Consider the following 10,825-nt stretch of genomic DNA (forward strand, 5'->3'; position numbering starts at 1 on the left):
GATCACGGGCAGCGGCACGGGACCCGAGACCATCCCGGCATCCGACGTTGGGTATGACCCCGGCTCCATCACGACCACAGGGACGATCACCGTGACCGGGACTCCTATCACCCTGTCAGGGACCGCCACGCCTGTCGTAACGGGAACCTCCGGAGTCGGCGACAACACCGCGACGTGGAATCCGGCTATCTCGGTCGCGGTTCCCGGCACCGCGCTTGGCGGCGTTTACACGGGGACGCTTACCCAGTCGGTGTCGTGACAGCACCGCCGTAAAGCACGGCGAAACCGAAAGGTCCAGCGCATCAGCGGCCCGGCCAGTTCTGGTCATGGCCGTGTGGTCCGTGCTGCGGCGCGCGGCCCGGACCAGTGACCATGGGGGGAGAACGTGCGCCGCTCGATCAACGCCATCGCGCTTGCGCTGGCCGCGGGTATCTTGAGCATGTCTGGCCCGGTGGCCGGCGCGGCGACGTCGGCCCGTCCTGCCGCCGCACCGAGAGCGCAGGGGCGCTTCGGCGTGCGACTGGTCGACGTGCCCGTCTCCGAGGCACGCAACCCGCGCGCTTACCGCTACATCATCGACTACCTGCCGGCCGGGGCGGTCATCCACCGCAGGATCCTCATCGTGAACGATGAGTCGCGGCCGGAGCGCTTCTCTGTCTATCCCGGCGCCGCGCACATCGCCGGCGGGCTGTTCGTTGGCGACGCCGGGGCGACGCGTAACGAACTGACCACCTGGATCAGCGTGCGGCATACGGCGGTCACCCTGGCCCCGGGGGCATCCGCCATGGACAGGGTGACGATAAAGGTGCCGCGCCGAGCCACCAGGGGGGAACACTACGGCGTTATCTGGGTGCAGCAGACAGCGAAGTCACGCAAGAAGGGCGGCTTCGGCATCACCGAGATATCCCGCGTCGGGATCCGCGTGTACCTGGCTGTAGGCCGCGGCGGCATGCCGCCGACCCGCTTTGACATCGCCTCCATCACCGGACGTCGGCTGGCTTCCGGCCAGTTGGTCATCACCGCCCATGTGGCCAACACCGGCGGCCGGGCGATCGACCTGAACGGTAGTGCCCGGCTTACCGACGGCCCGGGGAACACCCGTTCCGGGCCGTTCCTGGCGCAGAAGATCGTCACGCTCGCGCCCGGGCAGTCGTCGAACGTGACCTTCGCCGCGTCCAAGAGCCTACCCAGCGGATCCTGGCGTGCCAGGGTCAGCCTGGCGAGCGGCATGACTACGGCCGGCGGCACGGCTGCCGTCCGGTTCGCGGCGGTGCAGGCGGGCCTGTCGCCGCTGCGGTGGATCTGGCTCGCACTCGGCGGCCTTGCCCTAGTCCTCGTGCTCGTCATGGGGCGGTACGCCTGGCAGCACCGCCACTTTTCTGTAGCTCGTTGACTGGAGGGCGCTGGCCCTAGCCGGGGGGGGGGCGCCCGCCGCCCCCCCCCCCCCCCCCCCCCCCCCCCCCCCCGGCGCCACCAGGCCCGACGATCGGCCGGCCCCGAGCCGTGCCCCGCAGCTGCGGGCAGACCCTATCGGTCAGCACCACGACACTCGCCGTCCCGACCGGCGGAGCGAAGTCGATCTTCGGGTGTGACATGCCCCGGCTCGTCATGTGACGCGAGGGGCCGACGCGTAGGCTGATTGGTTGGCGCGACACCGACGACGAAGTGCCGGGCCGAAGCCGAGACAGACGAGGACGGGCCGCACGTGGCGAGCAATGTGGAATCCTTCGGGGCGAACGAGTGGCTCGTCGAGGACATGTACGAGCGCTACCTCGCCGATCCGTCGAGCGTCGACGAGGCGTGGCACGACTTCTTCGCCGACTACAAGCCCGGCGCGCCGTCGCAGAACGGCCACGGCGCCGGCAACGGCGTCGCGCACGACGACGAGCCGGCCGCCCCGGTCACCCAGCAGCTGACCCCGCCGGCCACCCCGCAGACACAGGCCGCCGCCGCGAGCGCGCCGGCCGACTCCCCCGCCGCGACCGCCCGGGCCGCGGTCGAACGCACCCCCGAGCCGAAGGCCGCGGCCGCCACCGAGCAGCCGGCCAAGGGCGGCGCCGCCCCCGCCGCCGCGAAGCCCGCCGACGTCCCGGCGGAGAAGAAGGAGCCGGCCGCGCCCAGCCCGCTCAAGGGCGCCGCGGCCCGCGTCGTCACCAACATGGAGTCGTCGCTGCACGTGCCGACGGCCACCAGCGTGCGCGCCGTCCCGGCCAAGCTCATCATCGACAACCGCGTGGTGATCAACAACCACCTCCGCCGCGCCCGCGGCGGCAAGATCAGCTTCACGCACATCATCGGCTACGCCGTGGTCAAGGCCGTCGCCGCGTACCCGGTGATGAACAACAGCTACACCCAGTTCAACGGCAAGCCGGCCGTCGTCACGCCCGAGCACGTCAACCTCGGCATCGCGATCGACCTGGTGAACAAGGACGGCAGCCGCTCGCTGGTCGTCGCCGCCATTAAGGCCGCCGAGACGATGGACTTCGCCGAGTTCTGGACGGCCTACGAGGACATCATCCGGCGGGCCCGCAGCAGCAAGCTGACGATCGACGACTTCAGCGGCGTCACCATCAGCCTCACCAACCCGGGCACGATCGGCACCAACCACTCGGTGCCGCGCCTGATGGAGGGCCAGGGCACGATCATCGGCGTCGGTGCCATGGAGTACCCGGCCGAGTTCAGCGGCATGAGCGAGGACCAGCTCATCAACTCGGCCGTCAGCAAGATCATGACGCTGACCTCGACCTACGACCATCGGATCATCCAGGGCGCGCAGTCGGGCGAGTTCCTGCGCAAGGTGCACGAGCTGCTGCTCTCGGACGACTTCTACGACGAGATCTTCGCCGCGCTGCGCATCCCGTACGAGCCGGTGCGCTGGCGGGTCGACCGCGCGTGGGCGCACGAGGGTCAGATCGGCAAGAACGCCCGCGTCATCGAGCTGATCAACGCCTACCGCACCAACGGCCACCTCATGGCCGACACCGACCCGCTCGAGTTCACGGTGCGCAGCCACCCCGACCTCGACATCACCCGCCACGGCCTCACCCTCTGGGACCTCGACCGCGAGTTCCCGGTCGACGGGTTCGCCGGCGAGAAGCTGATGAAGCTGCGCGACATCCTCGGCGTGCTGCGCGACGCGTACTGCCGCCGGGTCGGCGTCGAGTACATGCACATCACCGACCCCGAGCAGCGGCAGTGGATCCAGGACCGCATCGAGGTGCACCACGCGCAGCCCAGCCGCGAGGAGCAGCTGCACATCCTCGGCCGGCTCAACGTCGCGGAGGCCTTCGAGACCTTCCTGCAGACCAAGTACGTCGGCCAGAAGCGCTTCTCGCTCGAGGGCGCCGAGACCGTCATCGCGCTGCTGGACGCCGTGTTGCAGCGCGCCGCCGACCAGCACCTCGACGAGGTCGTCATCGGCATGCCGCACCGCGGCCGGCTGAACGTGCTCGCCAACATCGTCGGCAAGCCGTACGCCAAGATCTTCGACGAGTTCGAGGGCAACATCGACCCCTCGACGGCGCAGGGCTCGGGCGACGTCAAGTACCACCTCGGCGCCGACGGCACCTTCCGCAGCCCGAGCGGCAACGAGATCGAGGTGTCGCTCACCGCGAACCCGTCGCACCTCGAGGCCGTCGACCCGGTGCTCGAGGGCATCGGCCGGGCCAAGCAGGACGTCCTGAACAAGGGCGACGGCGGCTACACCGTGTTGCCGGTGATGCTGCACGGCGACGCCGCGTTCGCGGGCCAGGGCGTCGTCGCCGAGACGCTGAACCTGTCGCAGCTGCGCGGCTACCGCACCGGCGGCACCGTCCACGTCGTCGTGAACAACCAGGTCGGCTTCACGACGTCGCCGTCGAGCTCGCGCTCGTCGCTCTACGCGACCGACATCGCCCGCATGATCGCGGCGCCGATCTTCCACGTGAACGGTGACGACCCCGAGGCCTGCGTGCGCGTCGCGAAGCTCGCCGTCGACTACCGCCGCGAGTACAACAAGGACGTCGTCATCGACATGGTCTGCTACCGGCGGCGCGGCCACAACGAGGCCGACAACCCGTCGTTCACGCAGCCGCTGATGTACGACATCATCGACAAGAAGCGCAGCGTCCGGAAGATCTACACCGAGGCGCTCGTCGGCCGCGGCGACATCACCCTCGAGGACGCCGAGGCCGCGCTGAAGGACTTCCAGTCGCAGCTCGAGAAGGTCTTCGTCGAGACGCGGAACGCCACCGACAAGTCGCCGGCCGGCCCGAAGATCGAGCAGGACTCCCCCGCGCAGAGCGTCACGACCGCCACGACCCTCGAGGCCATCAAGCGGATCGCCGACGCCTACGCCAACCCGCCCGAGGGCTTCACCGTCCACCCGCGCCTCAAGCCGCAGATCGACCGGCGCGTGGCGATGGCGAGCAGCGGCGGCGTCGACTGGGCGACCGCCGAGCTGTACGCGTTCGGCTCGCTCGTGCTCGACGGACGCACGGTGCGCCTCGCCGGCCAGGACTCGCGCCGCGGCACGTTCACCCAGCGCCACGCCGTGCTCATCGACCGCGCCACGGGCAAGGAGTACAGCCCGCTGCGCAACCTGAGCGACGACCAGGCGAACTTCTTCGTCTACGACTCGCTGCTCTCGGAGTACGCGGCCCTCGGCTTCGAGTACGGCTACGCCGTCGAGCGGGCCGACGCCCTGGTCGCGTGGGAGGCGCAGTTCGGCGACTTCGTCGACGGCGCCCAGACGATCATCGACGAGTTCATCTCGTCCGGTGAGGCGAAGTGGGGTCAGCGGTCGTCGGTGACGCTGCTGCTGCCGCACGGCTACGAAGGACAGGGCCCCGACCACTCGTCCGGCCGCCCGGAGCGCTTCCTGCAGATGTGCGCCGAGAACAACATGACCGTGGCGATGTGCTCGTCGCCGGCGAACTGGTTCCACCTGCTGCGCCGCCAGGGCCTGTCGCCGGTGCGCCGCCCGCTGGTGGCGTTCACGCCGAAGTCGCTGCTGCGGCTCAAGGCGGCCACCAGCGAGATCGCCGACTTCACCGGCGAGACCCGCTTCCAGCCGGTGCTGCCCGACACGCACGTCGACCCGGCCGGCGTGCGGCGGGTGCTGCTGTGCAGCGGCAAGGTCTACTACGACCTCGCCGCCGAGCGCGAGAGCAGCTCGCGGCAGGACGTCGCGATCGTGCGTGTCGAGCAGCTGTACCCGCTGCCGGCCGACGAGATCAAGGCCGAGCTCGCCAAGTACCCGAACGCCGAGCTGGTGTGGGTGCAGGAGGAGCCGGCGAACCAGGGTCCGTGGCCGTTCATGGCGCTCAACCTGCCCGAGCATCTCGGCGGACGCCCGCTGCTGCGCGCGTCGCGTCCGGCCTCGGCGTCGCCCGCCGTCGGCTCGCACCACGTGCACGAGCAGCAGCAGCGCGACGTCGTGGCCACCGCCTTCGCGTGATCCGCTGGGGAGTGCTCGGCGCCGGCGGCATTGCCTCGACCGTCGGCGCCGACATCGCAGCGTCCGCGGACAGCGAGATCGTCGCCGTCGGCGCGCGTGACGTCGGCCGGGCGCGGGCGTTCGCCGACGCCCGCGGCATCCCGCGCGCCTACGGCTCGTACGCCGAACTGGTCGCCGACCCGGACGTCGACGTCGTCTACGTCGCGACGACGCACGCCCAGCACCACGAGCACGCGCTGCTCGCGCTGCGGGCGGGTAAGCCGGTGCTGGTCGAGAAGGCGTTCACCCTCAACGCCGGTGAAGCGCGCGAGGTGGTGGCCGAGGCCCGCGCCCGCGGGTTGTTCTGCATGGAGGCGTTGTGGACGCGCCTCAACCCGACGATCCAGCAGGCGGTGCAACTCGCCGGCTCGGGACGCATCGGTGACGTCGTCGCCGTGCGCGCCGACCTGTCGAAGCTCTTCCCGTACGACCCCGGCCACCGCCTGTACGACCCGGCGGCGGGCGGCGGCGCCCTGCTCGACCTCGGCGTCTACCCGGTCACCCTCGCCACGCTCTTCCTCGGCCGCCCCGACCGGATCGAGGCGATGGGCACGCTGGCACCGACCGGCACCGACGTCACCGTGCTGCAGCAGTGGCACTACGACGACGGACGCCTCGCCCAGCTGTACTGCAGCGCCGCCGGCCCGAGCCCGTTCGGCGCCCTGGTCAACGGCACCGACGGCTGGATCGGCATCGAGCCGCGTATGCACCGCCCGCAGCGGCTGGTCGTGCAGTCGGGTGACGAGCAGGAGGTCATCCCCGCCGTCCCGTCACCCGGCAACGGCTACCGCTTCCAGGTCGCCGAGGTCGAACGGTGCCTGCGCGAGGGACTGCTCGAGAGCCCGGCGATCCCGCTCGACGACACGGTGATGATCATGGAGATCCTGGACGAGGTGCGTCGCCAACTCGGCGTCCGCTACCCCGCCGACGACGCCCCCAGCGAGGACGGCTGATGTACTTCACCGACCGTGGCATCGAGGAACTGGTCGAGCGGCGCGGCGACGAGCAGGTGAGCCTCGAGTGGCTCGCCGCGCAGCTACAGACCTTCGTGGACGTTCACCCCGAGTTCGAGGTGGCCGTCGAGCGCTTCGCCACCTGGCTCGCCCGCGCCGACGACACCGACGACTGACGCATCCTCGGCCGCCACGGACGGGCGGCCGAAGACGCCGAGGAACAGCTGCGCCAGCGGACCGATGCCGAGGGCGTAGAGCACGGTGCCGACGCCGACGACACCGCCGAGCAGCCAGCCGGCGACCAACACGGTGACCTCGATGCCGGTGCGCACGAGCCGGATCGAACGGCCGGTGCGCCGAGCCAGCCCCGTCATCAGCCCGTCGCGCGGCCCTGGGCCGAAGTCGGCGCCGATGTAGAGCCCGGTGGCCAGGCCGGAGAGGACGACGCCGAGCACCATCCAGGTGACGCGCAGCGCCATCGCGTGCGCCGACGGCAGCAGCTCGAGCGAGACGTTCAGCGACAGGCCGATGATCACCAGGTTGCTCAGCGTGCCGAGCCCCGGCCGCTGCCGCAGCGGGATCCAGCCGAGCATGACGACGGCACCGACGATGATCACGACGGTGCCGATGGCCAGGTGGACGCGTCCGGCGAGGCCCTGGTGGAAGACGTCCCACGGGTCGAGCCCCAACCGCGACCGCACCATCAGCGCGGCGGCCAGCCCGTAGATCACCAGGCCGACGTAGAGCTGGACGAGCCGGCGGGTCAGCTGCATGCCATCACGCGGTCGCCACGCCGTCCGCCCGTGCCTGGGCCGCGACGGCGGCGGCGACAGCCGGTCCGACGCGAGGGTCGAACGGCGTCGGCACGATGTACTCGGCGGTGAGCGCGTCGGCGACGACGTCCGACAGCGCCTGGGCGGCGGCGAGCTTCATACCCTCGGTGATGGCCGTCGCGCCGGCGTCGAACGCCCCGGCGAAGATGCCCGGGAAAGCCAGCACGTTGTTGATCTGGTTCGGGTAGTCGCTGCGGCCGGTGGCCACGACCGACGCGTACTTGTGCGCGAGCAGCGGGTCGACCTCGGGCGTGGGGTTCGCCAGCGCGAAAATGATCGCGTCGGGGGCCATGCGCCGCACGACGTCCTCGTCGACATGGCCGGCGCTGAGGCCGAGGAAGACGTCGGCGCCGTCCATCGCATCGGCCAGCGAGCCGCGCAGGCCGCTGCGGTTGGTGATCGCGGCGAGCTCGGCCTTCACCGACGTCAGGTCGCTGCGCCCGTCGTGCACGACCCCCTTCGAGTCGGCGACCGCGATGTCGCCGATGCCGGCCGCCAGCAGGATCTTGGTGCAGGCGACACCGGCCGCACCGGCACCCGAGACGACGACGCGCAGGTCGGCCAGCGTGCGGCCGGTGACGGTGGCGGCGTTGCGCAGGGCGGCCAGCGTGACGACGGCGGTGCCGTGCTGGTCGTCGTGGAAGACCGGGATGTCGAGCCGCTCGCGCAGCCGCTGCTCGATCTCGAAGCAGCGGGGCGCCGAGATGTCCTCGAGGTTGATGCCACCGAACGACGGGGCCATCCGCACCACCGTCTCGACGATCTCGTCGACGTCGGTGGTGGCGAGGACGACGGGCACGGAGTTGAGGCCGGCGAACTCGCTGAACAGCGCCGCCTTGCCCTCCATGACGGGCAACGCGGCCGCGGGGCCGATGTTGCCGAGCCCGAGCACCGCGGTGCCGTCGGAGACGACCGCGACCAGCCGCGACCGCCAGGTGTAGCGCCGGGCGAGCGACTCGTCGTCGGCGATGGCCAGGCAGACGTCGGCGACGCCCGGGGTGTAGGCCAGCGACAGCGACTCGCGGTCGGTCAGCGGGAGGGTGCTGCGCAGGGCCAGCTTGCCGCCCTCGTGCACGCGGAACACCGGGTCGTCGGGGTCGAACTCCACGGCTCCGAGTGTCCCACGCAGGCCCGAAGCGTTACGGTCTCGCGCAGGACCACGTGACGCGACCGTCACCGCCGCGACATTTTGCGGTGATTTCACCTCTGGACATTTCGGTCGGCACAACGGAGGGTGATCCCACCCTCGTCCATCGATCGCGGAGGTTCCATGAAGCACACCGTCCTGGCTGCAGCCGGCGGCACCTTGCTGCTCGCAGCCACGACCGTCGCCGGTGCCACCAGCGCCGGCGCGGCCGCGTCGGGCAATGCCATGACGCACCGCTCGGCGCACACGTGCGCGGCCCCGAAGGCCGGCTCTGCGTCCTGCACGGCGCTCGTGCGGGTCGACAAGGCGGGCAAGCCCGCCGCGAGCGGCACCCCGTCGGGCTACGGCCCGGCCGACATCCAGGCCGCCTACCAGCTCGGCGGCGGCAGTGGTCAGACCGTCGCCATCGTGGACGCGTACAACGACCCCACGGCCGAGGCCGACCTCGGCGTCTACCGCGCGCAGTTCGGCCTGCCGGCCTGCACGACCGCGAACGGCTGCTTCAAGAAGGTGAGCCAGACCGGCAGCACCACCTCGCTGCCGCAGACCAACGCCGGCTGGGCGACCGAGATCAGCCTCGACCTCGACATGGTGTCCGCGGCCTGCCCGGGCTGCCACATCCTGCTCGTCGAGGCGAAGTCGGCGACCAACGCCAACCTCGCCACGGCGGTCAACTACGCCGCGAGCGTCGCCGGCGTGGTCGCCATCAGCAACAGCTACGGCGGCAGCGACACCACCGAGTCCAGCGCCTACAACCACCCCGGCATCGCCATCACCGCCTCGACCGGTGACAGTGGCTACGGCATCGAGTCGCCCGCCAGCTACCCGCACGTCATCGCGGTCGGCGGCACCAGCCTCACCAAGTCGGGCAGCTCGTACAGCGAGAAGGCGTGGAGCGGTGCGGGCAGCGGCTGCTCGACGATCAACCCGAAGCCCGCCTGGCAGACCAGCGCGACCAAGTGCTCCGGCAAGGCCAACGCCGACGTCTCGGCCGTCGCCGACCCCAACACGGGCGTCGCGGTCTACGACAGCACCCGATACCAGGGCGCCAGCGGCTGGCAGGTCTACGGCGGCACCAGCGCGTCGTCGCCGATCATCGCGAGCGCCTACGCGCTCGGCGGCAACCACGGCTACAGCTACCCGGCGCAGTACACCTGGAGCCAGACGAGCAGCCTGCACGACGTCACCAGCGGCTCGAACGGCACCTGCTCGACCACCGTCTGGTGCACCGCGGGCACCGGCTGGGACGGCCCGACCGGCCTCGGCACGCCGAACGGTGTCGGCGCCTTCTAGGAACACTGCCGCAGTGCACTGAACACAGCCTCACCGGACGCCCCGGTGTCGACCTCAACCAGTGGTCGGCACCGGGGCGTCGTCCATGCGACCGGTGCGCTCGAGCTTGTGCCAGCGCAGCCGGGCGCCGTAGAGCGCGGACGCCGCCGACTGCACCACCACCAGGTACATGAGCTGCCGATAGACCACCTGCTGCAGCGCGAGCACCCAGAGCACGCCCGGCTTCTCGCGGTCGAGCACGAACGCGTACACGGCGGCGACGTACTGCACGGCCAGGAAGGCCAGCCAGGCCCAGAGCAGCGTCCAGCCGCGTCCGGTCAGCGCACCGGCGATCGTCGCGACGTCGACGACCGGGGCCAGCAGCGGCAACAGCACCTGGAAGACGAACAGGTAGGGCAGCCCGCGGCGACCCAGCTTGCCGCCGGCACCCCGCTCGCGCACCGCGCCGCGGTGCTTCCACATCGCCTGTAACGTGCCGTAGCACCAGCGGTAGCGCTGGCGCCACAGCGCGCCGAGGTCCGCCGGCGCCTCCGTCCAGGCTCGGGCGTCGGGCACGTACAGCACCCGCCAGCCGGCCCGGATGATCGCCATCGTCAGGTCCGTGTCCTCGGCCAACGTGTCGTCGCTGACCCCGCCGACCTGGTCGAGCGCGCGGCGCCGGAACGCACCGATCGCGCCGGGCACCGTGGGCATGCAGTGCAGCGCGTCGAACATGCGCCGGTCGAGGTTGAACCCGATGACGTACTCGACGTGCTGCCAGCGGCCGATGAGCCCGCCGCGGTTGCCCACCTTGGCGTTGCCGGACACCGCGCCGACCGCCGGGTCGGCGAACGGCGCGGCGATGCGGCGCAGGGTGTCGCGCTCGAAGACCGTGTCGCCGTCGACCATGACGACGACCTCGTGGCGCGCGACCGCGATGCCCGCGTTGAGCGCGGCCGGCTTCCCCGCGTTGGCCTGCCGCACCAGCCGGACGCCGGGCAGCCCGAGCGCCTCGACGAGGTCGCCGGTGCCGTCGGTCGAGCCGTCGTCGACCACGATCACCTCGAAGTCGGGGTGGTCACCGGCGAGGATCGACCGAAGGCAGGCCTCGATGCCGGCCGCCTCGTTGTAGGCCGGGACGATC

Annotated in this window: 7 protein-coding genes and 2 pseudogenes; 6 read left to right on the plus strand and 3 right to left on the minus strand. The window is 71.2% G+C overall.

Annotated elements, in window-relative coordinates; all coding sequences use genetic code 11:
• From ACTHMS_RS21135 to ACTHMS_RS21155, 5 genes and pseudogenes are all read left to right on the plus strand, one after another.
• Positions 1-259, plus strand: a pseudogene (locus tag ACTHMS_RS21135) (WxL domain-containing protein); the annotation flags it as partial.
• Between the two features lie 126 nt (positions 260-385).
• Positions 386-1,393 (plus strand): peptidase, encoded by a 1,008-nt coding sequence (locus tag ACTHMS_RS21140; RefSeq protein WP_440308632.1) that lies wholly within the window; start codon positions 386-388, stop codon positions 1,391-1,393.
• Between the two features lie 312 nt (positions 1,394-1,705).
• A complete protein-coding gene (locus ACTHMS_RS21145) occupies positions 1,706-5,437 on the plus strand; it encodes a multifunctional oxoglutarate decarboxylase/oxoglutarate dehydrogenase thiamine pyrophosphate-binding subunit/dihydrolipoyllysine-residue succinyltransferase subunit (protein ID WP_440308633.1) in 3,732 nt (1,243 codons plus the stop codon).
• Complete coding sequence (locus ACTHMS_RS21150) at positions 5,434-6,429, plus strand: Gfo/Idh/MocA family protein (protein ID WP_440308634.1); 996 nt, start codon at positions 5,434-5,436, stop codon at positions 6,427-6,429. Before ACTHMS_RS21145 ends, ACTHMS_RS21150 begins: the two co-directional genes overlap by 4 nt.
• Positions 6,429-6,605 (plus strand): DUF6104 family protein, encoded by a 177-nt coding sequence (locus ACTHMS_RS21155; protein ID WP_440308635.1) that lies wholly within the window; start codon positions 6,429-6,431, stop codon positions 6,603-6,605. Before ACTHMS_RS21150 ends, ACTHMS_RS21155 begins: the two co-directional genes overlap by 1 nt.
• Here the strand turns inward: ACTHMS_RS21155 and yczE are convergent.
• A pseudogene (gene yczE / locus ACTHMS_RS21160) lies at positions 6,570-7,202 on the minus strand (membrane protein YczE); the annotation flags it as partial. The gene ACTHMS_RS21155 and the pseudogene yczE sit on opposite strands and share 36 nt — an antisense overlap.
• 4 nt (positions 7,203-7,206) lie before the next feature.
• Positions 7,207-8,391: an NAD(P)-dependent malic enzyme gene (locus ACTHMS_RS21165; protein WP_440308638.1), complete on the minus strand. Its 1,185-nt coding sequence runs from the start codon at positions 8,389-8,391 to the stop codon at positions 7,207-7,209.
• Between the two features lie 141 nt (positions 8,392-8,532).
• On the opposite strand from ACTHMS_RS21165, the gene ACTHMS_RS21170 reads away from it, so the two are divergent.
• On the plus strand, positions 8,533-9,702 hold the full coding sequence (locus tag ACTHMS_RS21170; RefSeq protein ID WP_440308636.1) for a S53 family peptidase: 1,170 nt from the start codon (positions 8,533-8,535) through the stop codon (positions 9,700-9,702).
• A 54-nt stretch (positions 9,703-9,756) separates the two neighbouring features.
• Here the strand turns inward: ACTHMS_RS21170 and ACTHMS_RS21175 are convergent.
• A partial coding sequence (locus ACTHMS_RS21175; RefSeq protein ID WP_440308637.1) for a glycosyltransferase occupies positions 9,757-10,825 on the minus strand: 1,069 nt, incomplete at its 5' end.

The organism is Jatrophihabitans sp. (assembly GCF_051960575.1).
In the GTDB taxonomy this organism is placed as follows: domain Bacteria; phylum Actinomycetota; class Actinomycetes; order Mycobacteriales; family Jatrophihabitantaceae; genus JBQCEE01.